The organism is Hwangdonia sp., assembly GCF_048381975.1.
GTDB classification, from domain to species: Bacteria; Bacteroidota; Bacteroidia; order Flavobacteriales; family Flavobacteriaceae; genus Hwangdonia; species Hwangdonia seohaensis.
Window position 1 is genome coordinate 51,056 of sequence record NZ_JBLWYT010000001.1, and the last position, 26,271, is coordinate 77,326.

General features: G+C 37.3%; 20 protein-coding genes. 8 read left to right on the plus strand and 12 right to left on the minus strand.

All coding sequences use genetic code 11. From position 1 onward, the window contains the following. Positions 1-29: 29 nt before the first annotated feature. Positions 30-1,220: a cystathionine gamma-synthase gene (locus ACN5J7_RS00190; RefSeq protein ID WP_418602816.1), complete on the plus strand. Its 1,191-nt coding sequence runs from the start codon at positions 30-32 to the stop codon at positions 1,218-1,220. Between the two features lie 82 nt (positions 1,221-1,302). Here the strand turns inward: ACN5J7_RS00190 and ACN5J7_RS00195 are convergent, their stop codons facing one another. Further along, complete coding sequence (locus ACN5J7_RS00195) at positions 1,303-2,130, minus strand: THC0290_0291 family protein (RefSeq protein ID WP_311936308.1); 828 nt, start codon at positions 2,128-2,130, stop codon at positions 1,303-1,305. A 200-nt stretch (positions 2,131-2,330) separates the two neighbouring features. On the opposite strand from ACN5J7_RS00195, the gene gdhA reads away from it, so the two are divergent. The 4 genes from gdhA (at position 2,331) to ACN5J7_RS00215 (ending at position 9,273) form a co-directional block, all read left to right on the plus strand. Next, complete coding sequence (gdhA, locus tag ACN5J7_RS00200) at positions 2,331-3,674, plus strand: NADP-specific glutamate dehydrogenase (RefSeq protein ID WP_418602194.1); 1,344 nt, start codon at positions 2,331-2,333, stop codon at positions 3,672-3,674. A 125-nt stretch (positions 3,675-3,799) separates the two neighbouring features. Then, the gene (locus tag ACN5J7_RS00205) at positions 3,800-6,139 is read left to right on the plus strand and encodes a two-component regulator propeller domain-containing protein (protein ID WP_418602196.1); all 2,340 of its coding nucleotides are present in this window, start codon (positions 3,800-3,802) and stop codon (positions 6,137-6,139) included. Beyond that, on the plus strand, positions 6,139-6,858 hold the full coding sequence (recO, locus tag ACN5J7_RS00210; protein ID WP_418602197.1) for a DNA repair protein RecO: 720 nt from the start codon (positions 6,139-6,141) through the stop codon (positions 6,856-6,858). The genes ACN5J7_RS00205 and recO overlap by 1 nt, the downstream gene beginning before the upstream one ends. Positions 6,859-6,861: 3 nt before the next feature. Beyond that, on the plus strand, positions 6,862-9,273 hold the full coding sequence (locus tag ACN5J7_RS00215; RefSeq protein ID WP_418602198.1) for a TonB-dependent receptor plug domain-containing protein: 2,412 nt from the start codon (positions 6,862-6,864) through the stop codon (positions 9,271-9,273). 141 nt (positions 9,274-9,414) lie between these two features. On the opposite strand, the gene ACN5J7_RS00220 is transcribed toward ACN5J7_RS00215, so the two are convergent. Beyond that, a complete protein-coding gene (locus ACN5J7_RS00220) occupies positions 9,415-11,325 on the minus strand; it encodes a T9SS sorting signal type C domain-containing protein (protein ID WP_418602199.1) in 1,911 nt (636 codons plus the stop codon). Between the two features lie 191 nt (positions 11,326-11,516). Then, positions 11,517-13,871: a T9SS sorting signal type C domain-containing protein gene (locus ACN5J7_RS00225; protein WP_418602200.1), complete on the minus strand. Its 2,355-nt coding sequence runs from the start codon at positions 13,869-13,871 to the stop codon at positions 11,517-11,519. A 64-nt stretch (positions 13,872-13,935) separates the two neighbouring features. On the opposite strand from ACN5J7_RS00225, the gene ACN5J7_RS00230 reads away from it, so the two are divergent. Further along, positions 13,936-14,409 (plus strand): regulatory protein RecX, encoded by a 474-nt coding sequence (locus ACN5J7_RS00230; RefSeq protein WP_418602201.1) that lies wholly within the window; start codon positions 13,936-13,938, stop codon positions 14,407-14,409. On the opposite strand, the gene ACN5J7_RS00235 is transcribed toward ACN5J7_RS00230, so the two are convergent. From ACN5J7_RS00235 to ACN5J7_RS00275, 9 genes are all read right to left on the minus strand, one after another. After that, positions 14,402-15,271 carry a cupin-like domain-containing protein gene (locus ACN5J7_RS00235; RefSeq protein ID WP_418602203.1) on the minus strand — a complete coding sequence of 290 codons (870 nt, stop codon included), beginning with the start codon at positions 15,269-15,271 and terminating at the stop codon, positions 14,402-14,404. The two genes, ACN5J7_RS00230 and ACN5J7_RS00235, sit on opposite strands and share 8 nt — an antisense overlap. Positions 15,272-15,644: 373 nt before the next feature. Beyond that, positions 15,645-16,742 (minus strand): biotin synthase BioB, encoded by a 1,098-nt coding sequence (gene bioB, locus ACN5J7_RS00240; RefSeq protein ID WP_418602204.1) that lies wholly within the window; start codon positions 16,740-16,742, stop codon positions 15,645-15,647. Positions 16,743-16,799: 57 nt separating this feature from the next. Then, positions 16,800-18,242, minus strand: a complete 1,443-nt coding sequence (locus tag ACN5J7_RS00245; protein WP_311936326.1) for a flotillin family protein — start codon at positions 18,240-18,242, stop codon at positions 16,800-16,802. Beyond that, on the minus strand, positions 18,211-18,831 hold the full coding sequence (locus ACN5J7_RS00250; protein ID WP_418602205.1) for a hypothetical protein: 621 nt from the start codon (positions 18,829-18,831) through the stop codon (positions 18,211-18,213). Before ACN5J7_RS00250 ends, ACN5J7_RS00245 begins: the two co-directional genes overlap by 32 nt. A gap of 182 nt (positions 18,832-19,013) precedes the next feature. Continuing rightward, positions 19,014-20,114, minus strand: coding sequence for a serine hydrolase (locus tag ACN5J7_RS00255; protein ID WP_418602206.1), 1,101 nt, complete (start codon positions 20,112-20,114; stop codon positions 19,014-19,016). Between the two features lie 31 nt (positions 20,115-20,145). Beyond that, on the minus strand, positions 20,146-21,309 hold the full coding sequence (locus ACN5J7_RS00260) for a beta-ketoacyl synthase N-terminal-like domain-containing protein (protein ID WP_418602207.1): 1,164 nt from the start codon (positions 21,307-21,309) through the stop codon (positions 20,146-20,148). A 172-nt stretch (positions 21,310-21,481) separates the two neighbouring features. After that, a complete protein-coding gene (locus ACN5J7_RS00265; RefSeq protein ID WP_418602208.1) occupies positions 21,482-21,766 on the minus strand; it encodes a hypothetical protein in 285 nt (94 codons plus the stop codon). Between the two features lie 501 nt (positions 21,767-22,267). Further along, complete coding sequence (locus ACN5J7_RS00270; RefSeq protein ID WP_418602209.1) at positions 22,268-23,815, minus strand: Rne/Rng family ribonuclease; 1,548 nt, start codon at positions 23,813-23,815, stop codon at positions 22,268-22,270. Between the two features lie 411 nt (positions 23,816-24,226). Then, the gene (locus tag ACN5J7_RS00275; RefSeq protein ID WP_109681930.1) at positions 24,227-24,517 is read right to left on the minus strand and encodes an HU family DNA-binding protein; all 291 of its coding nucleotides are present in this window, start codon (positions 24,515-24,517) and stop codon (positions 24,227-24,229) included. Positions 24,518-24,656: 139 nt separating this feature from the next. Here ACN5J7_RS00275 and mutY point away from each other — a divergent pair, with 139 nt between their 5' ends. Beyond that, positions 24,657-25,697, plus strand: a complete 1,041-nt coding sequence (mutY, locus tag ACN5J7_RS00280) for an A/G-specific adenine glycosylase (protein ID WP_311936344.1) — start codon at positions 24,657-24,659, stop codon at positions 25,695-25,697. A gap of 90 nt (positions 25,698-25,787) precedes the next feature. Beyond that, positions 25,788-26,240 (plus strand): single-stranded DNA-binding protein, encoded by a 453-nt coding sequence (locus ACN5J7_RS00285; protein WP_418602210.1) that lies wholly within the window; start codon positions 25,788-25,790, stop codon positions 26,238-26,240. Positions 26,241-26,271: the final 31 nt, after the last annotated feature.

Here is a 26,271-nt window from a genome sequence, read left to right on the forward strand (position 1 = left end):
AGTAAAAATTCAGACAGAGAATTAATAATATTTTTTACTTCAACGAATTAAAACTTACATTTGTAACAAATACAACAAACATGAAATTTAACACAAAAGTAATTCACGGCGGTCAAGAACACGACCCCGCTTATGGCGCTGTAATGCCGCCAATATACCAAACAACAACCTATGCCCAAACTACACCTGGTGGGCATAAAGGTTACGAATATTCAAGATCGCACAACCCAACCAGAAATGCTTTGGAAAATGCTTTTGCAAGTATTGAAAACGGAAATTATGGTCTGGCATTTGGGTCTGGTTTGGCAGCCATTGATGCCGTTATTAAACTTTTAAAACCTGGAGACGAAGTGGTTTCTACCAACGATTTGTACGGTGGTTCGTTTAGATTGTTTACTAAAATATTTCAGGATTTTGGCATTACATTCCATTTTATAGGCATGGAAAATGCGGCAAATATAGAGTCTTATATCAATAACAATACAAAGCTTATTTGGGTTGAAACACCAACCAATCCGATGATGACTATTATAGACATAAAAGCCGTATCGACAATAGCCAAAAAACATAACATTCTTTTAGCGGTAGACAACACTTTTGCCACGCCTTATTTACAACAACCGCTTGATTTGGGTGCAGATATTGTAATGCATTCGGCAACCAAATACCTTGGTGGGCATAGCGATGTGGTAATGGGCGCTTTGGTTGTTAAGGACAAAGAGTTGGCAGATAGATTATATTTTATCCAAAACGCAAGTGGTGCCATTTGCGGGCCTCAAGATAGTTTTTTAGTGTTAAGAGGTATAAAAACATTACATGTAAGAATGCAGCGCCATTGCGAAAACGGGAAAGCCGTAGCAGAATATTTGGCAAACCACCCTAAAGTTGAAAAGGTGTATTGGCCAGGGTTTGAGAACCATCCAAATCATCACATAGCAAAATCGCAAATGAAAGATTTTGGAGGCATGATTTCGTTTACTTCAAAGGGGAATAATTTTGATGAAGTTATAAAAATAGTTGAAAATTTAAAGGTTTTTACTTTAGCCGAATCTTTAGGTGGTGTGGAGTCGCTTTCGGGGCATCCTGCAAGTATGACGCATGCCAGCATTCCAAAAGAAGAAAGAGAGAAAACCGGTGTTGTTGATTCTTTAATACGATTAAGTGTGGGGATTGAAGATATTGATGATTTAATTGCCGATTTAAAACAAGCGCTCGGATAAATATTATAGAACCCGATTAACAAACAATCCCCATAACTGAGCTTTCAATTATGGGGTTTTTATATATCAATAAATATCTATTTTAATCTAAATAATAAACATAACCAATATTAAACCATAAAAGCCAGTCGTTATGTTTGTTGTATTCTAACTTGTGGTTTAAACCATCAACCCAATCACTAAAGTAATATTGAAATCTAAAATCCAACATTAAATCTGATAATTTATCAAGTTTATAGCGCACACCGGCACTACTAACTATAGACCATGTGCTACCTCCGTTTACGTTAACAGGGTATGGGTCTACAGCAGGGTCAAAATTGTCAAACCAATTAGAATAGATGTTTGCCTGATCAAAAACCCCTCGATAGTTAGGGTCGGTCGTATTGCCATAGGTTGTACTCGCTTTAGGGCTAAAAGATGTGTAATGAACACCTAAACTGGCAAAAGGCGCAAATCTGTAGGCAAACGCTTGGAAATCTCGAATACTTCGTGGGAAAAACTCAAGTTGCGTTCCAATATCCAAATTTTGTGCAATACCAGAATGTGCTCTAAGTTTATCGGCATTAGGTGTTGTACGGCTAGGGTCTACCCATTTTCCGTGATGGTTTAAAGTGGTTTTATTCCACGAAATCTCATTTCTTAATTTAAAATGATCATTCCAATACGTATCGGTTGTATAGCAGTTACAATCTGCTCTGTATGAAAAGTTTATATAATGAACAATGCCAATACCAAATCCGGAATTACCAAAGTTTGTTTTTACGTCATCACGACTGCCAAAATCCGATCTAAATTCTACCGGACCAGCAATAACGCCTATTTCGTGGGAAAAGCCTAATTGAGAATATGCAGTTTGAGAAATAACAAACAAGCAAAACGCTGAAGCTAAATGTTTCAAGTTAAGCATAATAAGGTTTTGTTTTTTGAGGCATTATATGGACAAATATATAAAAATGCAGTTAACAAACAAATATTTGTGCGTTTTGTGGAATGCGACATAAGTAGGTTATTACGAATTATAAAAAAAGATGATATAATTTTTAGAGATAACGTATATTTGTGCCCTAAAATTACATTTTCCACAATTAAGTAATATAATTCATGTATATGAAAAACAATATTGAAGCATTTTTAAGCATGGTTAAAGAGCGAAATGGCCACGAACCAGAATTTTTACAAGCGGTTGAAGAAGTGGCCGAAACAGTAATCCCCTATATTCTGGAACACGATATATACCGTGACAAAAACATACTTACCAGAATGGTAGAGCCAGAACGATTAATTTCGTTTAGGGTGTCTTGGGTTGACGACCAAGGGGTAATTAAAGTTAACCGAGGCTATCGCGTACAAATGAATTCTGCTATTGGCCCTTATAAAGGGGGCTTGCGTTTTCACCCAACTGTAAATGCCAGTATTTTAAAGTTTTTAGCTTTCGAGCAAGTGTTTAAAAACTCTTTAACAACCCTACCCATGGGTGGTGGAAAAGGAGGATCGGATTTTGACCCTAAAGGAAAATCGGATAATGAAATTATGCGTTTTTGTCACGCTTTTATGAGCGAATTATTTAGGCATATTGGCCCAAATACGGATGTCCCAGCTGGAGATATTGGTGTTGGAGGCAGGGAAATAGGCTTTCTATTTGGGATGTACAAAAAACTAAGAAACGAATTTACAGGTGTTTTAACAGGTAAAGGGATGTCTTGGGGAGGCTCTTTAATACGACCAGAAGCAACAGGCTACGGTACAGTGTATTTTGCCGAAAAAATGCTAAATACCAAAGGTGATGATTTTAAAGGTAAACAGGTTGTGGTTTCCGGATCTGGAAATGTGGCTCAGTTTGCCGTTGAAAAATCTTTACAATTGGGCGCCAAGGTGTTAACGATGTCCGATTCTTCAGGTTATATTTACGATGCAGATGGTATTGATTCTGAAAAGTTGGCCTTTGTTATGGAATTAAAAAATGTAAAGCGAGGTAGAATTCATGAATATGTTGAAAAATACCCCAATGCAGAATTTGTAAAAGGAAGAACCCCATGGGACGTAAGTTGCGATATCGCATTGCCCTGCGCAACCCAAAACGAACTTAACGAGGATGATGCCAACACGCTTTTAAGCAATGGTTGTATCTGTGTTAGCGAAGGTGCAAATATGCCATCTACTAAAGAGGCTATAACCGCGTTTCATAAAGCCAAAATATTATTTGCTCCAGGAAAGGCTTCAAACGCGGGTGGTGTAGCAACCTCTGGTTTGGAAATGACACAAAACTCTTTGCGATTTAATTGGACAAGAGAAGAGGTTGATAGTAAGTTAAAAGAAATAATGTGTAATATTCACGATTCCTGTATTAAATACGGTAAAGAGGAGGATGGCTATATCGATTACGTTAAAGGCGCTAACATTGCTGGATTTGTTAAAGTAGCCGATGCTATGTTGGCACAAGGGGTGGTTTAATAAAGCACCCTCTTAAAAACTATAAAAGCTTCCTGGATTTTAGGAGGCTTTTTTAATTTTAATTATATTATTTTAAAGTAAAATTCGTTTCTTATAAATATCTTTAGCTCTTATTATAATTTTTTATGATTAAAAGACTTGCTGTATTTATACTGTTTGTATTGCCATGTTTGCTTTTTGCCCAAGATTTCTCGGCACTCTGGCAAGGGCATTTTTCATACAATACCATTAAGGATGTTGTAAAAGGCAATAACAAAATTTATGCAGCTTCAGAAAACGCCATTTTTAGTTTGGATTTACAAACTAACGAATTAAGCACGCTTACTACCGTTAACGGATTATCCGGCAAAACCATTTCAACCATATATTATAGCGATGTTTATGAGTTGTTGCTTATTGGTTACGATAATGGTTTAATAGAAATAGCTTTTGATGACGATGACGATATTCTCTCCGTTGTCGATATTATTGATAAACCAACTATTCCGCCAACCAGCAAAAAGATCAATCATTTCAACGCTTACAACAATGTGGTTTATGTTTCTACCAATTATGGTATTTCGGTATTTGATATTGAACGTTTAGAATTTGGCGACACCTATTTTATAGGGGCCTTGGGCAGTCAAACCCGAGTTACTCAAACCGCTATTTTAGATGATTACATTTACGCGGCGTGTTTAGATGGCAACGGATTGAAAAAAGCACAGGTATCCAGCCCAAATTTAATTGATTATCAAAATTGGCAAACGGTTACTAATGGTGATTTTCTAGCCGTTCAATCTGTAGAGAATAGCCTATATACGCTTAGAACCAACAGAAGAATGTATCGTGTGGTAAACGATGTTTTAACCGAGGTATTTCAGTTTCCAGACTTGCCAGTTGAAGTAAAAACAGTTAACGACAGGCTATTGGTTACTACACAAAACAGTGTTTACATGTACGATAGTAGTTTTAATTCTATTGCTCAGGCTAATGTAAATAGTACGTTTAGTACCGCATTTACATCGGCTACTTTTCATTTGGATTCGATTTATATAGGCACCAAGGATTTCGGTGTTTTAAAGACACCAGTTGCAAACCCAACCGAATATGAAGAAATCCATCCCCAAGGCCCATTGTTAAACATCCCTTTTGCAATTCAATCTGGTGAAAATGAATTGTGGGTTACCTTTGGAGAGTATAATGTTTTTTACAATCCTTACCCATTAAACAACAGAGGCATCAGTCATTTTAAAGATGATAGTTGGATAAACACGCCTTATCTAGATGTTTTAGATGCCAAATGTTTAAATACCATTACCATAAACCCAAACAATAATAACCAAGTTTTTATAAGTTCATTTTTTAGCGGCTTATTGGAAGTTACTGATGAAGTACCAACAATATTGTACAACCAAACCAATAGCGGTTTAGAATCGTTAATTATTTCTGGCAACCCCAATTATATAGACATTAGGGTAGGCCCCACAAAGTTTGATAATAATGGGTTATTATGGACGGTTACCAGTAGGGTTGATAAAGCTTTAAAATCATTTAATCCCAATAATAATCAATGGCAATCTTATAGCCTTTCAGAGGTAATAAATGATGTTAATTTGGGTTTTGGCGATATTGCTATTGGCAACGATAACACCAAATGGATAGCGAGTTATCAGTACGGTGTAATTGGATTTAATGAAAACGGAAGTACGCCATTAATGAAAAGCATTAGCAAAGAAGAAGAAAATATGCCTACGCCTTATGTTACAACGCTGGCATTAGATAAAAAAAACCAACTTTGGATTGGTACTTTTAGAGGATTAAGGGTGTTGTACAACACTTCAAATTTCTTTACCGAAGAAAATATCCGAGCTGAGGAAATAATAATTGAAGAGGGTGGTATCGCCAAAGAGTTGTTGTTTGAGCAAAACATTACTGACATTGAAGTTGATGGCTCCAACAATAAATGGATTGGAACTACCGATTCCGGATTGTTTTATTTTTCTGCAGACGGTCAAAAAACCATTTTTCATTTTACAAAATCCAATTCGCCATTGCCATCAAATACCATAAACGATATTTCATTAGACCCTTCAAATGGCATTGTTTACATCGCAACCAATAAAGGCTTGGTGTCTTTTCAATCGGGTGGCTCAAGTCCGTTAAACGATTTAGAAAGCGCCTACGCGTATCCAAATCCGGTAAGGCCAACCTTTAATATTGTTGATGAAAAAGTAAAAATCAAGGATATTTCAGAAAACGTAAATATAAAAATTACAGACATCGAAGGGAATTTGGTAGCCGAAGCACAATCAAGAAACAATCTGCGATACAGCGGTTACAACCTCGAAATTGACGGCGGAACAGCGTATTGGAACGGAAAAAACCTTGCCAACAACGTCGTAGCTTCAGGCGTATATTTAGTTATGCTATCAGACTTGGATACGTTTGAAACCAAAGTGTTAAAATTAATGGTTGTTAGATAATGCTACTTTCCACAAATGCTATTGTTTTATCTAAATTAAAGTACCGCGATAACGATTTAATCGTAAAATGCTATACCGAGCAATTGGGTGTGGTTAGTTTTCTGCTACGAGGTGTATTTAAAAGCAAAAAGGGGAGTTCAAAAATCGCATATTTTCAGCTATTGTCACAACTGCAAATGCAAATCGATTATAAAGAAAACCGTTCTTTACAAGGAATAAAAGAGGTTAAGCTCCATCATTTGTATACCAGTTTACACGCCAATGTTTATAAAAGTTCCATTGCTTTGTTTTTGGCTGAAGTATTGGCAAATACTTTAAAAGAAGAAGAACAAAACAGCAACTTATTTAGTTATATCGAAACCACCCTATTGTGGTTGGATGCGCAGACTGAATACTCAAATTTTCATCTACTTTTTTTACTAAACCTCACCAAGTATTTAGGCTTTTACCCCGAAGAAATCCATAGTTCGTATAATTATTTAAATTTATTGGATGGTAAATTTGAAACCAAACAATATGGAAAATACACGGTTTCGGGAGAAAATTTAACACTGTTAAAAACCTTATTGGGCACAACATTTGATGGCTTATCTTCAGTGAAAATTAACGCGAAACAAAGACAATCGTTTTTAAGTATGATTTTGCTTTATTTTGAATTACATTTGGGCAGTTTTAAAACCCCAAAATCACTCCAGATTTTTAATCAAGTTTTTAGTTAAAGTATGCCATTTCGTTACATTGTTTTTTTAATGTTTTTTGTGTATCAAAGTGTGGTTGCGCAACAAGTACAGGTGCTTAATAAACTTACCGAAGAACCAATTTATGGCGTTGCCATTTACAATAACGATAAAACTAAAAGCGTTATTACCAACCTTAACGGAGAGGCTAATTTAGAAGTCTTTTCAGATACCGAAACCATTTATTTTCAGCATCTGTCCCATATTTTAAAACAGCTCACAAAATCACAAATCAACGCATTCAATATTGTGTATTTAGATGCCAATATGCAGGGTTTGGAAGAGATTGTAATTTCAGCATCAAAGTTTGAACAAAACAAAAAAGACATTCCACAGAAAATTATTAGTCTGAATTCAAAAAACATCCAATTTACAAATCCGCAAACCAGTGCCGATGTATTGGGAAACACCGGGCAAGTGTATATTCAAAAAAGCCAATTAGGAGGCGGAAGCCCAATGATTCGTGGGTTTTCAACAAATAGGTTGTTAATTTCGGTGGATGGTGTAAGAATGAATAACGCTATTTTTAGGGGCGGAAACTTGCATAATGTTATAGCTATCGATCCCTTTGCCATTCAGAATACCGAAGTTACTTTAGGCTCGGGTTCGGTTATTTATGGTAGCGATGCCATTGGCGGCGTAATGAGTTTTTATACCCTAAAACCCAAACTGTCAAATACCGATGCCCTTTTGTTTAAAGCCAATGCTGTTGTGCGATATGCTACGGCAAACGAAGAAAAAACAGGTCATTTCGACTTTAATTTAGGCTACAAAAAATGGGCGTTTTTAACCAATGTGAGCTATACGGATTTTAACGATTTAAGAATGGGAAGCCATGGCCCCAATAATTATTTAAGGCCAGAATTTGCATTGGCAACAAATAATGGCGATGTTATTATTGAGAACAACAACCCTTTAAAACAAAGGTATTCGGGATACAATCAATTAAATGTGATGCAAAAAGCACATTATCAGCCGTACGAAAATTTAAGTTTCGATTTGGGCTTGCATTACACCACAACTTCCGATATACCAAGATACGACCGATTGATCCGATACAAGAATGATGCTTTACGTTCGGCCGAATGGAATTATGGGCCGCAGCAATGGTTTATGTCTAATTTTCAAGCCACCAAACTAAGCAGTCGTTCTAATTTGTACAATAAAATTAAGGCGACCTTGGCGTACCAAAATTTTCAGGAAAGCAGAAAAGATAGAGACTTTCAATCTGATATTAGAAATATACGGGAGGAAGCCGTCGATGCTTTTTCTTTTAATTTGGATTTTGAAAAAAACCTAGGTTCAAAAACGCAATTTTTCTACGGACTGGAATATGTTTACAACAAGGTGATGTCTCACGGTGAAGAAGAAAACATTAGCAATGGCACAAGATTTCCAACCGTCTCGAGATACCCAAACGGGGCGAGTTGGCAATCGGCAGCTATCTATTCGAGTATTAAATACAAACCCAATCCGAAGTTTGTTTTCCAATCGGGTTTACGTTTCAACCATATTGTGTCAAAAGCCGATTTTAAAGCGAATAATGCCTATTTGAATTTACCTTTTGAATCCTCTGAAAATAAGGCAGGCGCTTTTACCGGAACCGCGGGAATCAGTTGGTCGCCCAACAAGATTTTGCAATGGAAACTCAATGCCTCATCAGCTTTTAGAGCACCAAATATTGATGATATTGGTAAAGTATTCGATTCCGAACCCGGGTCGGTGGTCGTGCCCAACGAAAACCTAAAACCCGAATATGCCTATGGTGGCGAACTGGGTTTAAAACTGAGCTTTAGCGATGATTTTATTTTGGATATGAGCACGTATTACACCTATTTAGATAATGCTTTGGTACGCCGCCACTACAACTTAAATGGCGAAACACAGATTATGTACGATGGCGAACTAAGTAATGTGCAAGCCATACAAAATGCATCGAAAGCGTGGATTTATGGCTTTGAAGTGGGTTTGAATATGAATATTACCAAAAGCCTAAAACTAACCTCGCAATACAGCGTTACCGGTGGCACCGAAGAAAAAGAAAATATTGAAGTACCCATTCGTCATGTGGCCCCTAGTTTTGGAAACACGCACTTAATTTGGAATTATAAAGATTTAAAAATTGATGTATTTGCCAATTACAACAACGAATTGGCGTTTAATCAATTGGCACCTTCGGAAATTGGGAAAGATTACATTTATGCTATAGATGAAAACGGCAATCCGTACGCACCCTCGTGGAGCACGTTAAATGTGAGAACGCAATACCAATTAACAAAGTCAACAACACTTACCGCCAGTTTAGAAAATATTACGGATAAACGCTATAAAACCTATTCGTCGGGTATTGCCGCAGCGGGAAGAAACTTTATTTTGGCTTTAAAATATAGTTTGTAACGCCATTGCAATGACGAAGAAAGTGGTATCTTTCTTATTGAATCAAAACGTCATTGCGAGGAGGCACGACGTGGCAATCTGTTTATTTAAAGTCCATTTATAAATAAACAGATCGCTTCACTATGTTTGTAAAAACATTAATTACTTCTTAACCACTTTTTTAGTAATCATTGCGCCGTTTGATAATTCCACCTTAGCAATATAAACCGTGTTTTTAAGGTTTGCAAGCAGATAGGTTTCAGAGCTATTAGCGCCTTTTAAGTTGTAAAGTGGTCTGCCTAAAAGATCGAAAATGCTTACTGTTTTAATGTTTACATGGTTTGACACTTTAAAGTTAATGCGGTCGTTTTCCAATTCGGTAATAGTCAGGCTATTTTCATTTTCAATGATGTCGTTGGTAGACAAGGCCTTATCGCTAAACGCAATTTGAAAACGGTTGTTAAACTCACCGGTTTCAGATGTAAAGGTGTAATCCGAAGCTGTTAAATTATGGGTTGTAGCAAGCAAGTTATCCTTTAAATACATGGTATTATTGGTTAAGTAATCGCCTTCCAATTGTGCCACAGATAAGGTGTAAAGCGTTGCTGTATCAATGGAGGTTTCAAAACCTAAATCGATAAGTTCATGTTCGTTTAAATCGCTAGGTGCCTTACCTTGGATAACGAATTTTTTATTTGAACTGTCTATTAGCGTGTATAAAACCGCTGGTGCACCAGAGGATAAATTTTTGGGCGCGTCAAAAGCTTCACCATCATAAGCACTGGTAGCATAATCGATATAGGCCACTAAAACTTGATTAAACACACCGTTATCCGAAGTTAAATTAATCCATAATCTATTGGTGCTGCTTGGGTTGTTTTTAGAATTTGAAGGCTTAAAAAACTGATCATTATTTCCGGTAACGCGCATGTCGTTGTTAAACTTAACCGTATTGCTTAAAACCGGAAACACACCACCTGTAGTGGGTGCATCATTGGCAAATGTTACAAAAAAACCTTGGCCCGAAGGAATAAATTTATTTGGAACTTCTCCACCATTAACCGCTTGTGTTCCACCGGATTTATTGACTGACGCATAATCATCTTGACTAAAATTGTTCACTTGATTTCCCGGGTTTGCCCCAGATGCAGTTCTTATATGCGTCCAAAAATAAATAACACCGCCAATTGTTCCGGTTGGGTTGGTTGCTAGATCATAAGTATTTAAATCAAGAAAATCGTCTAAACTAATGGCCGACGGATAAGGGTTTCCTATCAGATTCCAGTTGCTATCCATCAATTCGGTATCATTTCTATAAATGGTCACCTCAATATCACCGGTGTTAAAAACTCCAGTAAACGTTGCGGAGTCGTTATACGGAAATGGAAAGGGTAACAAAGGCGGAGCAACAGCGGTTACGGCATACCCCAAACCCGGTGTCATGGCGCCAGTTGCAACTTGCCAATCGTTGCCATCGTCGTCAATATCATCGGGTGTGTTATTAGTAGTGCCCACGGTGTGTTCATCTAAAAAATTAGAGGCGTCATAAAAGAATCGTCTACCATCATCGGGATTTGGAAATACCGTTGTGATGTCGTTATTCGTTACGGGAGACGACCAATAGGTATAATGCAATCCGCTGTCTACATAATTTCGGGTTGTTTTAGTTAAAGAAGCGCTTCCGGAATTTAAGGTAATAAAAGTACCCGCCAATAGGTTTACCCCATTTTGCATAAATGCACCTTGTTCGGCTACATTTATGTTACCGCCATCTACGGTTACCCCATCTTCAATTTCAATATAATAGCCATTGGCAATGTTGAGTGTGCCTAAAACGGTTAAATTACAAGTAGAAAAACTACCGTTTGTAGCATTTGTGGTGTAATTCCCTGTTATTATGGTTAAAAGCGCGGTTCCGGTTGTGGGTACGGTGCCTACGGTAATGCCGCCAGTCCAAATCCAGGTTGTGCCATTCCAGGTTGCGGTTTCTGTACCACATTGGCCATGGCCAAAAGCACTGATAAAAAAAACAAATAAAAGGCCTAGCCTTTTGAAATAGGAAATTCCATTCATAATATTAATTTTTAAAAAAAATGAGAGATATTATGAAATTGGAGAGGTTTTTTGGGGCAAAATCATAATTTGGTGAATAACGGCAAGTTACTCAGCCAACAAAACTATATAAAAAGGATTTATCGCACAAGCTATTTTTATTTTTTTTCTGTTAAACGAAACTATATCAACAGAATACAAGCGAAAGGGTTCTATTGCTTAATAGCTTTTTTGGTAATAATAGCACCGTTTGATAATTCCACCTTGGCAATATAAACCGTGTTTTTAAGCTTTGAAAGCTGATAGGTTTCAGAGCTGTTAGCGCCTTTTAAGTTGTAAAGTTGTCTGCCCAAAAGATCGAAAATAGTAACGGACTTAATTCTTAGATTATCCGATAGTTTAAAGTTTACATAATCGTTGGCCAATTCAATAATTTTAAGGGCATTGTCGTTTAAGCCAAAGTCGTTCGAAGATAATGCTTTATCGCTAAACGCAATTTGAAAACGGTTGTTAAACTCGCCAACTTCTGAAGTAAAGCTATAATCGCAAACCTTTAAATCATGGATTTTATTTAAAAGATTATCAATTAAAAAAACGGGATTGTTATTTAAAAAGGCACCCTGAAATTGCGCAATGGAAAAGGTATAAAGTGTCTCCACATCAATGGCGGTTTTAAAACCTAAATCGATGATTTCGTTTTCATTTAAATCGCTCGGGGCTTTGCCTTGGATGGCGAATTTTTTATCTATATTTTCCATAGATGTATATAGTACAGCCACAGTATTTGATAAAAACTTAGGTGCATCATAAGACATCCCATCATTTCCTTTTGTCGCACCATCTACATAACTCACTAAAATTTGATTAAATACTCCATTGTCAGATGTTAAATTAACCCATAATTTATTAGCTACAGCTCCAGCATTCTTTTTAGAATTAGCATTTTTGAAAAACAGTGTATTGCTCGTACCATCTGCCATTCTAATTGAATTAGTAAAAGTGACACTACCATTTGATAATCCTGCAACAAAGAAACCTTGTGCAGAAGGAATATATTGGGTTGGTTCATCTGGAGTACCACCTGCAACTCCGCCAGAGCCAACAGTATATACAGCATAATCATTTAAATCAAAATTTTGAACTTGATTTCCAGGATTTGCACTACTTGGAGGACTTGCTTGCGACCAAAAGTAAGCAGCACCGTCAATAACCGTAGAGTTCGCGGCTTGAAAGGCTATAAAATCTATGGCAGATGGATAGGGGTTACCAATAAAATTCCAACTACCTAATGTATTCAATGCATTATAAGAGATGCTTGTCGATTTATCCCCTGTGTTAAAAACACCAGAAAAATCCGCACTGTCGGTTCCACCAGGGGTATGAAAAGGTCCTGCTGTTGCTGCATAACCCACTCCGGGTAGCATTACATCAGTTCCCAAAGCATATTGCCATGCATCATTATTATCGTCGATGTCATCAGGTACGCCATTGGCTGTATTAACTGTGTGCTCATCTAAATAATTTGCCGCATTAAACCAAAAGCGTCTATCGGTAGGCGTAAAAGGGAAGGCGTCGGCGATCGTCCAATTTTCCACTGGCGAACTCCAATATGTGTAGTGTAACCAATCTTGTTTGGCAGGGGTAACTTTATTTACATTGGCTGTTCCAGAAACCCCAAGTGTAAAAGAACCTGAGTTGTCATTTTGCACAAAATTACCTTGTGATTCTACTCTAATTGCCCCATCATTAACCAAAACATCATTTTCAACTTCAACATACCCTCCATTATCTATGGTTAAAATAGCCCCATTGTTTATAGTTAAACTACATGCACTAAAATTGATTTCATTTACACTATTACCAGTTCTGTAATTTGCTTCTATAACAACTTCTGTAGATGAACTGGGTGTGCCACTCCAAGTGCCATTCCATGTTACTGTTAGTGAGCATGCAACGCAAGCGAAAGCAGCGGTACTTAAAGTCACGCTACTGTAATCATTTGCTTGATCATAATTAGCTATTGAATTTAAATCTGTCCAGCTAGGGTTAGCTGTACTTCCATTATACTCTCTATTATCTTGAGTTCCATCAACAATATCAGAAGATGTAAAACCTATTGGTAAATTTGTTAACGTAGCATCTACATTAGCATGTAAAAATGTAGTCCACTCATCGGTTATAGCATTATATCCTTGAAAAGCAAGAACTTCATCACCACCATTTGCTAAAGCAAAAGTATTGTCAATTACTGTAAATTCAGAGCTGTTTGCGATAAAACCTAATACAGTACCACAACTATAATCAGACAATGCAGTAAATAATACCAATCCTTCATTTGTGTCTAGTAAACCTGTGCCTGCGGCATTTACCTCATTATCAGAAAAATAGATTTGAGTCCCAGTAGTAATATCAGTTCTCAGTAAGAATGTAAAATCCTCATTATCAGTGTTTACTCCAATTATAGCAATGTCTTCTTTTGCCAATGTAGTTTGCCCATACCCAAAACCAATCACACCCAAAAATGTAAAGAATAAAGCAACGGATTTTGTAAAAGTAATTTTTTTCATAACTGTTAAGTTTTAATATCCAAGATTTGGTTTTTATTAATGTACCAATTGTTATTTTTGAAACATGTATTCCAAAAAAACATATACCCTACAAGAAGCCACCAGTAAACTGGAGCATTATTGTGCGTATCAAGAGCGCTGTCATCAAGAAGTGAGGCAAAAGCTAGAAAGTATGCATATGATACCCGAAGCTATTGATGTAATTATAGTACACCTATTAAAACACAACTATCTTAACGAAGCACGTTTTGCCAAAACATTTGTAAGTGGTAAGTTTAGAATTAAGGGATGGGGACGGCGTCGATTAACTTTCGAACTAAAGAAAAAAGACATAAGCAAAGTTAATATAAATCAAGCACTTAATGCTATTGAAAACGAGGAGTACATCGAGGTTTTCAATAGTTTAGCCGAAAAAAAAGCCAATACAATTACAGAAACCAACGTTTTTAAGAAACGGAAAAAATTAATCGATTATCTGCTGTATCGTGGATGGGAATCGGCTTTGGTGTACGAAAAGGCCAACGAGCTAATTAAGTAATACCGTTTTTTTGGTGGGTTCTAACAATAGCCTGCTCGTTTTTCCAATCAATCCATTGTTGCCCTTTTAAGCGGCGCATGGCATTGTCGTAGTTCCGCATAACCAAAAGGTTGTAAACGGCCTTACCAAAGTTTTTGGGGTTACGGGCAATGGCGCGCAAACTCATGGAAAACCCGGGCGTAATATATCGCATGTAATGCCAATAACCTTCGGGCATGTAAAGCACTTCGCCATGGTTTAATTCGGTTTTAAAACCCTGGGCCTTTTTAAGCATGGGCCATTTTTCAAAATCCGGATTGTTAAAATCAATATCTTCTCTGGTAATCAACGAATGCGGAATTTTATACAAATAATCGTTCTGTTTTTGGTCGAACAGAATAATCTGTTTTTTGCCCTCAAAATGAAAATGGAAAATGTTTGCCAAATCAATATCGTAATGCATAAAGGTGTACGAATCCCTGCCGCCAAAAAACAGCATGGGCAAGCCTTTCATAAGTCGCAACCCAAAATCCGGAAAGCTAAAATCGTTTTGCAATTGGGGTACTTCCTTTAAAATATTCCACAAAAAAATGCGGTATTTGGTAGGCTCGCGCTTTAATAAATCCACATAATCGGCCATTTTCATTTTGGCATGTGGCTCGTTAAAACCCTCTTTGTAATCAACGGGTCGGTCGTCGTAAAGCGGCACCGTAATATCGCCGGCAACACTTTTTATATACTCCAAATTCCATTTGGTGTAAGCCGGCCAATCCTCAATAAAACGCTCGATAACCACAGGCTTTTGCGGTTTAAAATACTGCGTTAAAAAGTCCTGTTTCGAAATCGTTTTTACCCGCGGAATGACTTGTAAGTTTAGTGCCAATGCTTAACCTTTTAGTTAATCAAAGTTAATAAAACGTTGTTAAATATAAAATAAGGCCTTGCAGTTTGGCGCAAGGTATTTTTTGGAATGGCCATTCCCGTGAAAACAGGAATTTAAATCGTGTTTTGGGCGTTCCCTACGCTTATACCTACAAGGTTTTCACTTCGGCAAGCTCAGTATAGGCAAAACCTTGCAGGATCGCTTCGGTCGGGCTTTCCGCTATATCTTTTTAAATCGTCATTGCGATGACGAAGGCCGTGGCAATCTGCCAAATTTTAGTTCCCTCAATCTTTGTTGTGTTCAAGTTTTAAAAAGGATGCCGCTTCAATCCCTAACGCGGGCTTGCCATAAGGCCGTTTTTATCAAGCCCTGGTTATTGTTTCATCGCTTTGGCCTTAGCCTTGGCAACTTCGTTACGGGCAATGGTGTGTTCGGGGCGTGTCCATCTTGGTTTTTCGCCCAAGGCTTCAAGTTTCGATTCGGCAGCTTCAACCGTTTGTGGCTGCACCTTTTTGGTAAAAGGCTTTTGCGGATTTAAACCCAGCTCCTTAAACATTTCCATATCCTCGTTTACATCCGGGTTTGGTGTGGTTAACAATTTATCGCCTGCAAAAATAGAATTGGCGCCCGCAAAAAAGCACATGGCCTGTCCTTCGCGCGTCATTTGCGTGCGTCCCGCACTTAAGCGCACTTGGGTTTCCGGCATAACAATTCTGGTGGTGGCCACCATTCTAATCATCTCCCAAATAGAAACCGGTTCTTGGTCTTCTAGCGGAGTACCTTCAACGGCCACTAACGCATTAATGGGAGTCGATTCGGGTTGCGGGTTTAATGTGGAAAGTGCCACAAGCATGCCCGCTCTGTCTTCAATATTTTCGCCCATACCAATAATACCGCCAGAGCAAACCGTAACGTTGGTTTTGCGCACGTTATCAATAGTGTCCAAACGGTCTTGGTAACCACGTGTTGAAATTACTTCTTTATAATATTCTTCCGAAGAATCCAAATTATGGTTGTAAGCATACAAGCCTGCTTCGGCTAAACGCTGCGCTTGGTTTTCGGTAATCATCCCAAGTGTACAGCATACTTCCATGTCCAATTTGTTAATGGTACGCACCATTTCCAAAACCTGGTCGAACTCTTCGCCGTCTTTTACATTACGCCATGCGGCACCCATACAAACGCGCGAGCTACCCGTCGATTTTGCGCGTAAGGCCTGCGCTTTTACCTGTTTAACCGTCATTAAATCGTTGCCCTCAACATTGGTGTGATAACGGGCTGCTTGTGGGCAATAACCACAATCTTCGGAGCAGCCTCCAGTTTTAATGGATAGTAAAGTTGAAACCTGCACCACATTGGGGTCGTGGTTTTTTCGGTGTATGGTAGCGGCTTCGTAAAGCAATTCCATTAAAGGTTTATTGTATATCTCTAGAATTTCTTCTTTGGTCCAGTTGTGTTTGGTTGCGCTCATAGTCTTAAATATAGGTGTAAAAGTAGAAAATTCCGCTGGAAAAGCGGAATTTTAATTTTATTCTTTATGTTCAGATTTATCAACATCCTCTTTAAAAGGGGCGTTTTTTGTCTTGACGACCTCCTCTTTAAGATCTTTTCCTTTTAAATAATCGGGCAACTGCATGCCAGCCATATTAAACATTTCCTGCAAAGGCGGCACCGATTGGTACATACCGGAAAGGAAGTTTGCGGTTGACGACTTACCATCTTTCCCGCCACCGTTTTCCCAAACGGTCACTTTATCGATTTTAATGTTTTTAATCGCTTCGGCTTGTGTTTTAACCAATTCCGGTAACTTATCGGCTATCAATAAAAGCACCGCATCTTTTGAGTTGTTGCCAGCCGCTTTCACGATTTGATCTAAACCGGCCGCTTGTTTGGTTAGTACTTCGTACAACCCTTGGGCTTCGGCTTGGGCTTTAAAGAGTATCGCATCGGCTTCACCCTTGGCGCGTCTTCTAATTTTTTCGGCCTCGGCTTCCGCATCTATTTCTACTTTCTTTTTATCTATTTCAGCAGGTACAATTACATCGGCCATTTGTGATGAACGCTCTCTTTCCGCCCTAGCGGTTTCTGCTTCCTGTTCCGCAGCATAAGATTCTTGCAAGGCTTTTGCGCTTTGTACTTTTTCTGATGCTATCGCAACGCGCTCTGCTTCTGCTTCGCGTTGGCGACGTAACGAATCGGAATTTGCAACCGCGATTTTTGCGGTGTTTTCACCTTCAACGGCTTGGGCATTTGCAGCGGCAACCTGGGTTCTTTCGTCTTGCACCGCATTGGCTTCACCAATGGAACCATCCCTGGTTTTTTCGGCCACCGATTTACGGGCGGCATTTATGGCATGTGCCGCGGCTTCTTTTCCTAAAGCTTCAATATATCCAGACTCATCAACAATATCGGTAATGTTTACGTTGATTAATTTTAGCCCTACTTTCTTTAATTCGGTCTCGACACTTTGTGAAATGTTGGCCAAAAATTTATCGCGGTCGTTATTGATTTCTTCAATATCCATGGACGCGACAACCAATCGCAGCTGACCAAAAATGATTTCCTGTGCCAAATCCTGAATTTCGTTTTGCCCTAAGCCTAAAAGTCTTTCGGCAGCATTTTGCATGATTCCCGGTTCGGTTGAAACACCAATGGTAAAACGCGATGGCACATTAACACGAATGTTTTGTTTTGATAAAGCGTTTACTAAATTAACTTCAATGGAAATTGGGGTTAATTCTAAAAACTCGTAGTCTTGAATAACAGGTAAAATAAAGGCAGCGCCACCATGAATACATTTAGCCGATTGCCCGCCGCCAACTTTACCGTAAACGACCAAAATCCGGTCGGACGGACAGCGTTTGTAGCGTCTTATTAATACAATTAGAAAAAGGAATATAAATAATACGCCAAAAATTAGCGCCATGGGGAGTCCGAAATTAAAGCCCTCCTGAATTATCAGTAATCTCATAAGTGTGTGGTTTTGTGGGTTCTATTGGTTTTATTGTTTGATCGACTATTAAAATACCGTTGTTGGTAACATCAACAACTTTTATAATGGTGCCAGATTTTAGCGGTGTAAAAGAATCGGTAAGCGCATCCAGTTCGCGCAACGACCCTTGAACCTGTATGCTAACTTTTCCCATTTTAGAGCGGTTGGCACCAATGGTTAAATATACTTCGCCAATGGCATCAATAGCATTTTTGTAGTTTAAAGTACCGCTATCGGTTAGCTTTCGCATAAAGTAAAACATAGCGGCCATAATGACCATCATCACCATTCCGGATAATAAAGAAATGATAACGGTTAGAGGTTTTGATAATCCAGCTTCAATACAAGCTATGCCGCTCCAACCAAAAATGGTAAAAAATCCCACTAAATTTTTAAAGGTTATAAATTGAAACCCAATACCGGTATCGGCATCTAAATCCTCAAATTCATCAGTGTCGCCACCCGTAAATGCTAAAATGATTACAATGGTAAAAACAAGCGAGCTTATAATGGCAATGAGCCAATATATTTTTAAAAGTAAATCTAGATTTGAAAACCATTCTGCCATTGTGAAAACGATAATTAATACGGAATAAATATACAACCTTTATAAAGTTTTTCAACTTTATCTTTAAAGAAAAATAAGCGTAACATTTCTGTTCAGAAATAAAATATAGTGTAGCTTAATTTCTACTTATAAGTAGTTGGGATTTGTATTTTGTTACAAAACCATGTAAAATTTTACGGGAATTACTCAATTAATTGTCTGCCCAATTCAGCTAAAAAAGGAAAACCTACCGTATCGTATTCGTAAACATTGTCGTTAAAAATCTGGTTTTTATTAACGTGAATGGTTGCGGTTATTATGTATTCTTTTTTGGTTTTTTCATTTACAATATACGCGCAATCGGTCAGGTAACCGTAGGCATTACCCACCTTGTTGTATATTTTTATATGCTTGGGCATGGGTTTTTTTGAGTCGCCAAACACTAAAAACTTGACATAGCTTTCGTAATAATCATCAGAGATGTAACCAGCTTCGTGGGGCAAGATGCTCATGGTGTTAATTAAAAACGTCCTGTCGTTTGGTGTTAAATGAAATTGTTGGTCATACGGATATAATTCGGGAAACATCAACCGTTTCATAATTTGGTGTAAAGCGGTTACGGACAAATAGTTTTTTAACGAAAAATCCATAGAATTATTAACCAAACTATCATTAACCATATAGCCTTTGCCTTTGGTGATTTTATTTAAGTTTAAGGGATTTATGGGTTGATTGATAACGGAATCGGTTTTAAAAATAACCTGATTTTGATTGTAAAAGATAAGCGGTTTGGTTTTTAAATCGGTAGAATTATCCACCGATAATCTATGGGAAATTCTGGCGTTTATGCCTTTCTCTTTCAGTTTTCTGTTAATGTAATCTTTACCTAAATACTCAAACAATCTGTTATAGGCAGCGTTATCGCTTACGGCAAATATTTTTTTAATGGCATTGGATACTGTTGTTTTTGTACTGTCACCTTCAACATTAAAAAGGGTGTTTCTATCGATAAGCGCATGGTCCTTAATTTTTTCCAGAGCCAATATGGCAATGGGTAATTTTACGGTACTCGCAGGATAAAAATAGATGTTGTCGTCAACCTGAAAACTGTAATCTTCAAAATAAACGGAGTCCTTTTCCCTTTTAACTTCAGTAAATAAAATTTGAACCTCGTGGTTCCCGATAGCATCCGCTATGGTTTTAATTTTTGGGTTGCTGGAAGCCAAAACGGTTTCAATAGGGTCTGTGCTTTCGTTTTTACAACTTGAAAAGAAGATTATAACGATTAAAACAAAATATCTCATGGTAGCCATTTGTTTCAATAAATATAACATTTTATTTTGTTAACAGGATTGAAACGGCGTTACCGCCAAACCCAACGGCATTCACTAAAATATGTTTAATTTTTTTAGGTGTTTTTTGATGCTCTAAATATGGTATTCCAATAAATTTTTGATGCTGTAACATTAAAACAGCTAGCTCGATACTTAATGCGCCGGATGCTCCAAAGGTGTGCCCTATTTTCCATTTGTTGCTTGTTAATGCTGGAAGGTTGTTTTTAAAAACAGCTTCAATAGCTTTATATTCTGAAAGATCGCCTTTTATGGTGCCCGGAGCGTGCATGACGATAATATCAATATCGTTTGGATTTAGATTGCCCAATGCCATTTTCATCGATTTTTGAAAGCATTTGGCATCGGTAGAAATGGAAATGTTGTGCGTTAAAATCTCGGTGGCGTAACCCATGCCGGTTATGTAAGCCAAAGCGTTTTCTGTTTTACCGGATTCCAAGCAAACCATGGATGCGCCTTCGCCTAAAACCATGGTATTTTGCTTTTTTGAAAGATTTAAAGCTCGACAGGGAAAAGATTCTTCGTCTAATTTGGCTTTTGAATAAATTTTTAAGGCCTGCATTTGTGCTATGGTAAACGGTGTTAATGGCGCTTCGCTGCCACCAACCAAAAACTTATTGCACATGCCGGAATTTATCCAAGCCACGCCATTTAACAGAGCGTGTAAAGCTGTGGAGCAGGTTATGGAATGGCTTATTTCTGGGCCATTGGTTTGTAAATCGTGTGCCACCCACGATGATATATTTCCCAGTGTTGTGGTTGGCGAGCTTAAGGTTTTTGCTTTATTGTTTTTTAGGAAATCTTTATGGTAATCTTCGAAAAGTTGCGTGGCGCCCCGAGACGACCCAATGTTAATGCCGAAGTTGTCTGAAGCTTTCCAATGGGCATCTTTTATGGCTTGTCGTGAGGCGTATATCGCATATAAAACGGTATTGTCCAGCGATTTGTATTTGTTGTCCGATAGCCGTAAAGCTTCAATGTCTTGTTTTACTTCTTGAGGAATTTGGGCCACTAAAACAGATTCGTTTTTTAACCTTTTCTCGGTAATGTAATGTTGGTTGTTTTGATAGTTTTCCCAAATGTGATCCAACGATTTTCCTAACGGGGAAATGGATGCCATGGCGGTTATGGAGACTGGTTTTTGCAACGTTTTAAGTTTTGGTAAAAGTAATACTTATGTGTGTGCTATAATAACAACCGAATATAAAAATATAAACACTTTGGATTGTGCTTTTGTTTTTGGAAACAACCTTGGTGTTCATCTTTTGTTATAGCATAAAGAAAGCAATAGGGACGAAACCAATCAATTTAATATTTTCTTATGTGAAAAATTCTAAAAGATTGTTTTTGTCTAGAAAGCAATTTAAAAAACCTAAAGTTTTTTCTTGTTTGGATATTTTATAGACTGAATAATTACCATAGTATGTAATTATTTTGTTGCTTTTAGATTTTGAATAACCTTGGTTTTTTGATAACCGAATTCTTTCGAAATCAGCACAAGATAAATTGTTTTGTTTCAAAATTTCAATCGATGCTTGAGTTAATTGGCTTTCAAAATCTGCATCTGTGAAATAGCCTTTTTTTGATAAATAATAATTAATCATGTTCTTTGTTTTTCTATATAGAACCAAATCTAGGGTAATTATATAACATCTACAATGTGCTGATTTATACGGGTGTAGGTTTTTGTAACTGATAGCCACAAATAGAAACAATTTGTTGATAAATTATTGGTTGCCTGTTGATAAGTTTAATTATTTAGATTGATAGAACTAATTTCTTTCTAGATTTCTTTTTTAAAAGAAACCCTCCGCTAGCGCTATGCTCCGCTTAGTGGCGGCTAGAGTAAGTTTAAAGTAAATGGAATTCTATAATCTTGGAGGCAAGTACTAAACCCGCGTTAGGGATTGAACGGTTCGACTGCGCTCACCGCAGGCTAAATGTTTGAGCTCGCCAATATAGGAGGAAGCGTGTAGTGAAAGCCCGACCCTTCTTGCTCTGAGCGAAGTCGATGGGTGGGGTGACGCCCAAATAAAAATTAAAAGATTGAGCAATAACGTATAAAACAAAAACGCCTTACTAAATAAATAGAAAGGCGTTTTAAGTTATTTAATTTGATTACCGTCTTTATCGAAAAAGTGGTATTCTAAGTATGTGTAAGCATCTCTTGGTAAAATTTTAACCCATTTTTTGTGCTCAAAAAACCATTTTGAGCGTACTGATGGAAAACCTTTTGTTAAGAAGGCCGCTATAAAAGGATGTGTGTTTAAAGTCAGCTTTTTATAGTCTTTTTTTAATAGTTTTTCAAGATCGTGATTTATTTTTTGCACCAATCCTATGGGTGCTTCAATCTCAGAACCATTAATAATCTCGTCAGGGTTTTCCTCACGGGTTTTAATGTTCATTTCTGGACGTACACGTTGTCTTGTTATTTGTATCAAGCCAAATTTACTTGGAGGCAGTATTTTGTGTTTTGCCCTATCGTCCTTCATTTCATCGCGAAGGTGATTGAACAATTTTTGCCTGTTTTCTACTCTTGTTAAATCGATAAAATCTACTACTATTATGCCGCCCATATCGCGTAAACGCAACTGGCGCGCCATTTCGGTAGCGGCGATTAAATTAACCTCAAGTGCGGTATCCTCTTGGTTGTTTGCTTTGTTAGAGCGGTTTCCGCTGTTTACATCTATTACGTGGAGCGCTTCGGTATGTTCAATTACCAAATACGCACCTTTTGCCATAGAAACGGTTTTACCAAAGGAGGTTTTTATTTGTCTTTCAATCCCGAATTTCTCGAAAATTGGAACTTTAGACTGATACAATTTAACTATTGATTCTTTTTTTGGTGCAATTTCCTGCACGTAATCTTTAATTTGATAATAAAGCTCTTCATCATCAACATGAATACTTGTAAAGGTGTCGTTGAATATGTCTCGTAGAATAGACGAGGCTTTATTCATTTCTCCCAATACTTTACTTGGATGATGTGCTCTGTGTAGCTTTTTGCACATTGCATTCCATCGCTGGAGCAAATTTTGCAAATCTTTATCTAGTTCAGCTACTTTTTTGCCTTGTGCTACCGTACGAACAATAATACCAAAACCTTGCGGCGTGATACTTTTAACCAATCGTTTTAATCGGTCTTTTTCTGCTTTGTCTTCTATTTTTTGAGAAATAGAGATGCGACTGGAAAAAGGGACCAAAACAATATATCTACCGGCTATAGAAAGCTCAGAACTAATTCTGGGCCCTTTGGTGGATATGGGTTCTTTTACTATTTGTACTAATAGCGATTGATTTGATTTTAAGACATCGGCAATTTTGCCGTCTTTATCAATATCTTTTTCAAATGGGAAGTTTTTTAAAGAAAAATCTTTTAGTTTACCTGTGCTTACACGTTTTGTGAATTTTAAAAGCGAAGGTAGTTTTGGCCCTAAATCGTGATAGTGCAAAAATGCATCTTTCTCGTAGCCTACATTTACAAATGCGGCGTTTAGTCCAGGAACGGCTTTTCGTATTTTGGCTATAAACACATCGCCAACCGAGAAGTCGTTACTATCTTCATCTTTCTGTAATTCAATAAGTTTTCCATCTTTTAATAAGGCAAAATCAACGTCGTTAGAACTAGATCTAATGATCAATTCTTTATCCATTTAGTTAATTTTAATCCATCACTTTAATAAGCGACAGATGGATTATACATTATTTTTAATCTGATAATTGATGTTTTTTTAATTATCGGATTGAATACCTTAAGCTAATCTAAGTGATTTAAGATTAACCTTTTACTAAGGTATTTCACAGGATTTTTAAATCCGTGGAGTTCAAAAAACATCTAAAAAAGACGCTAAAAATTTTAATGAACTCATTTCAAAGAACTTGTTGTTTTTTAAAACCGAAAAAAGTAGCTGATCTAACTACTTTTTTGGTTTATTTTTTCTTTTTGTGACGGTTAGCGCGTCTACGTTTTTTACGTTTGTGCGTCGCTACCTTATGTCTTTTGCGTTTTTTACCACTTGGCATAAATAGTGTCTTTTTAAATTAATAATTCGTTTGAAGCTCGTTTACTTCACTTCTACATTTGTTTTAACGCCTTCTACAAAAACTTTTGCAGGCTTAAATGCAGGAATGTTATGAGCTGGTATTTTAATGGTTGTGTTTTTAGAGATGTTTCTTCCCGTTTTTTCAGCTCTTGTTTTTACAATAAAGCTTCCAAAACCTCTTAAATAAACGTTGTCACCACTTTCTAAAGAGGTTTTTACTTCTTCCATAAATGTTTCAACAGTTGCTTGAACATCACCTTTTTCAATTCCTAATTTCTCTGAAATCTTTGCTACTAAATCAGCCTTCGTCATTTTAATATATTATTTTAAGTTACTATTATAGTTTTTAAGGGATGCAAATATAGGAATTTAAAATTCAATATTTCAAACCTAATTCATTAAAATTTAAGATTATAAACGTTTATTTTTGTTTGCTTTATTTAACGAATCAATGATTTTTTCAAAAACACTAAAACACTGGTACTCAATTAATAAGCGAATGCTTCCTTGGAGACAAACCCAAGATCCTTACTTTATTTGGTTGTCTGAAATTATTTTGCAACAAACCCAAGTTAAACAGGGATTGCCCTATTACCAAGCGTTTGTTGCCCAATATCCAACGGTTTTTGATTTGGCAAAAGCCGATGAAAGTGAAGTGCTAAAATTATGGCAAGGGCTCGGGTATTATTCCCGTGCCAGAAATCTGCACGCGACTTCAAAGTATATTGTAAGCGCGTTTAACGGGGAATTTCCCAACAACTACAAAGCATTGCTAAAACTAAAAGGGGTTGGCGATTATACCGCCAGTGCCATCGCTTCAATTTGCTTTAACGAGGCCACAGCCGTGGTTGATGGTAACGTGTATAGGGTGTTATCGCGATATTTCGGAATTGACACGCCCATAAATTCATCAAAAGGCGTGAAGGAATTTAAGGCTTTGGCCCAAGAATTAATCGATAAAGAGGATCCGGCCAATTTTAACCAAGCCATTATGGAGTTTGGTGCGGTACAGTGTACACCCAAAAATCCAGATTGCCGCATTTGCCCTTTAAATAAGGGATGCATTGCTTTTAACAAGAATAGAATAGCCGAATTACCGGTTAAAATTAAATCCGCGAAAGCGAAAAAAAAGCATTTTAACTTTTTGGTATTCGTATCAAAAGACCAGAAAACCGTATTGGAAAAGCGCGAGGGTAAAGGGATTTGGCAAAACCTGTATCAATTTCCTTTAGTTGAAACCGATAAAAACCTAGATTACAACCAATTTAAAACGCTTGTAAAAAACCATACTTTGTTGGAAGGTATGCCGTTTGAATTGCTGTTATATAATAAGGACGTGATGGTTCATAAATTATCGCACCAGCATTTGCACACAAAATTCTGGATTGTAAATGTTGAGCGTTTAAATGGTAACGCAATTTCAGTTGATAAAATACACGACTTTCCCGTGCCAATTATAATAGGAAACTTTATTGAGGCGTTTAATTTTTGATACTCGATTTTAAACAGTCATATTTTTTTACTAATTTTAAGTTTATCAAATGCAAAAGAGTAATTTTGCAGTATTAAATTAAAAAAGATTATGTCAGGAACATTAAATAAAGTGATGCTTATTGGGCATTTGGGAGATGAGGTAAAAATGCACTATTTTGAAGGCGGCGGATGTATTGGTCGCTTTCCGTTGGCAACAAACGAAACCTATACCAGCAAACAAACCAACGAGCGCATTACAAATACCGAATGGCATAATATTGTGGTGCGTAATAAAGGTGCCGAAATTTGCGAAAAATATTTAAGCAAAGGCGATAAAGTGTATATTGAAGGCCGATTGAAAACCAGAAAATGGCAAGACGATAAAGGTGCAGACCGGTACTCGACCGAAATCCATTGTACCGATTTTACGTTTTTAAGTACTAAAAAAGAAAGCGATACCAATGCGGCCAATAAACCTGCAGTGCAAAATACCAATGTTGCCGCAAAACCATCAGGACCGGCGAAACCTGTTGAAGAAGATAGTGATGACCTTCCGTTTTAATATCAAAAGTGGTTCTCGATTTGTGTGTCGA

What these genes read in the sequence shown, in the direction of transcription:
- ACN5J7_RS00195 (WP_311936308.1), bottom strand. Translation starts at nt 2,130, where the DNA reads ATGCTTAACTTGAAACATTTAGCTTCAGCGTTTTGCTTGTTTGTTATT.
- gdhA (WP_418602194.1), top strand. Translation starts at nt 2,331, where the DNA reads ATGAAAAACAATATTGAAGCATTTTTAAGCATGGTTAAAGAGCGAAAT.
- ACN5J7_RS00205 (WP_418602196.1), top strand. Translation starts at nt 3,800, where the DNA reads ATGATTAAAAGACTTGCTGTATTTATACTGTTTGTATTGCCATGTTTG.
- recO (WP_418602197.1), top strand. Translation starts at nt 6,139, where the DNA reads ATGCTACTTTCCACAAATGCTATTGTTTTATCTAAATTAAAGTACCGC.
- ACN5J7_RS00215 (WP_418602198.1), top strand. Translation starts at nt 6,862, where the DNA reads ATGCCATTTCGTTACATTGTTTTTTTAATGTTTTTTGTGTATCAAAGT.
- ACN5J7_RS00220 (WP_418602199.1), bottom strand. Translation starts at nt 11,325, where the DNA reads ATGAATGGAATTTCCTATTTCAAAAGGCTAGGCCTTTTATTTGTTTTT.
- ACN5J7_RS00225 (WP_418602200.1), bottom strand. Translation starts at nt 13,871, where the DNA reads ATGAAAAAAATTACTTTTACAAAATCCGTTGCTTTATTCTTTACATTT.
- ACN5J7_RS00230 (WP_418602201.1), top strand. Translation starts at nt 13,936, where the DNA reads ATGTATTCCAAAAAAACATATACCCTACAAGAAGCCACCAGTAAACTG.
- bioB (WP_418602204.1), bottom strand. Translation starts at nt 16,742, where the DNA reads ATGAGCGCAACCAAACACAACTGGACCAAAGAAGAAATTCTAGAGATA.
- ACN5J7_RS00245 (WP_311936326.1), bottom strand. Translation starts at nt 18,242, where the DNA reads ATGAGATTACTGATAATTCAGGAGGGCTTTAATTTCGGACTCCCCATG.
- ACN5J7_RS00250 (WP_418602205.1), bottom strand. Translation starts at nt 18,831, where the DNA reads ATGGCAGAATGGTTTTCAAATCTAGATTTACTTTTAAAAATATATTGG.
- ACN5J7_RS00255 (WP_418602206.1), bottom strand. Translation starts at nt 20,114, where the DNA reads ATGAGATATTTTGTTTTAATCGTTATAATCTTCTTTTCAAGTTGTAAA.
- ACN5J7_RS00265 (WP_418602208.1), bottom strand. Translation starts at nt 21,766, where the DNA reads ATGATTAATTATTATTTATCAAAAAAAGGCTATTTCACAGATGCAGAT.
- ACN5J7_RS00270 (WP_418602209.1), bottom strand. Translation starts at nt 23,815, where the DNA reads ATGGATAAAGAATTGATCATTAGATCTAGTTCTAACGACGTTGATTTT.
- ACN5J7_RS00275 (WP_109681930.1), bottom strand. Translation starts at nt 24,517, where the DNA reads ATGACGAAGGCTGATTTAGTAGCAAAGATTTCAGAGAAATTAGGAATT.
- mutY (WP_311936344.1), top strand. Translation starts at nt 24,657, where the DNA reads ATGATTTTTTCAAAAACACTAAAACACTGGTACTCAATTAATAAGCGA.
- ACN5J7_RS00285 (WP_418602210.1), top strand. Translation starts at nt 25,788, where the DNA reads ATGTCAGGAACATTAAATAAAGTGATGCTTATTGGGCATTTGGGAGAT.